This is a genomic window from Vibrio sp. 1401, from assembly GCF_033340295.1.
Genome location: NZ_JAWOWF010000330.1, coordinates 1 through 726, shown reverse-complemented (window position 1 = coordinate 726; position 726 = coordinate 1). Strand labels below are relative to the sequence as shown.

The window sequence follows — 726 nt, the reverse complement described above, 5'->3', positions numbered from 1 at the left end:
CACAAAGCGAGGATCACAAACACCAACCCCATAAGTTTGTGCTGGTAAGTGCGGAACTTCTCATTCTCCAGCAACCCTTTCCCTAATGTACCAGCCAACGCTACCAATAACAGGTTGAACAAAAGGCCAAGAACGTTCAACAACAAACCAAGCGCCAGCATCTGCTCGCCGGATGAAGCGGTAATATTGCTCGAAACGAACTGAGGCAAAAACATCACAAAAAAGACCAACGCTTTAGGGTTGAGCAAATTGCTCATTAATGCACGTTGATAGTAGGTCGATGCCATCTTATTTTTTTGATCAAGCTCTGGAGCAGATGAAGCTTCTGCTCTCAAGCAATCCCACCCCATTTTAAGTAGGTACGCACCACCTAAAAGGTGAAGTACTTTGAGTGCCACAGGGCTCATCGCAATCAGGGTTGAAACCCCCATCGCAGCAAGTAAAGTAAGGATAAGGCCAGACGTCGCGTTCCCCAGACTGGCAAATAGGCCAACCTTTTTGCCGTAGCTCATACTTGAGCTCGCAATCAGCAACATCTCAGGGGCAGGCAAAGGCAATAAGGCGATAACCGCCGTGAGATAAATAGGAAGTACAGCTAAATCGATCATGATGGAACAGGTTTCTACAACAAGGTGGCGAATCTTATACCAATAAATCAAACTCGACCAGATTAAATAACTTTAAATCCAGCCATATTTAGAAAGGATAAATCACCAATTCACTCAT

Annotated in this window: 1 protein-coding gene; it reads right to left on the bottom strand. The window is 44.9% G+C overall.

The genetic code is table 11. The annotated features are described in order from the left end of the window. Positions 1–608 (bottom strand): LysE family translocator (locus R7Z77_RS25440; RefSeq protein WP_318137059.1); only part of this gene is annotated, 608 nt, incomplete at its 3' end. Between the last annotated feature and the right edge of the window lie 118 nt (positions 609–726).